At 64.8% G+C, this 347-nt stretch carries 1 pseudogene; it reads left to right on the top strand.

Features of this window, described 5'->3' with window-relative positions:
* Window positions 1–347 (top strand): annotated as a pseudogene (locus tag ABD243_RS19885) (pyruvate dehydrogenase (acetyl-transferring), homodimeric type); the annotation flags it as partial.

Genomic DNA, 347 nt, shown 5'->3' with positions numbered 1-347 from the left:
CTGGGAGTTCCCCACGGTCTCGATGGGCATCGGGCCGATGAACGCGATCTACCAGGCCCAGTCCAACCGGTACCTGCACAACCGCGGCATCAAGGACACCAGTGACCAGCAGGTCTGGGCGTTCCTGGGTGACGGGGAAATGGACGAGCCCGAGTCCCGCGGCCTGCTCCAGCTCGCCGCGAACGACAAGCTGGACAACCTGAACTTCGTGATCAACTGCAACCTCCAGCGCCTGGACGGCCCGGTCCGGGGCAACGGGAAGATCATGCAGGAACTCGAGGCGTTCTTCCGCGGCGCGGGCTGGAACGTGATCAAGGTCGTCTGGGGCCGGGAGTGGGATGACCTGT

This window comes from Arthrobacter humicola, assembly GCF_039531445.1.
GTDB lineage: Bacteria > Actinomycetota > Actinomycetes > Actinomycetales > Micrococcaceae > Arthrobacter > Arthrobacter humicola.
Note: the sequence above shows the minus strand (reverse complement) of the source record. Positions and strands in the feature narration are given on the sequence as shown.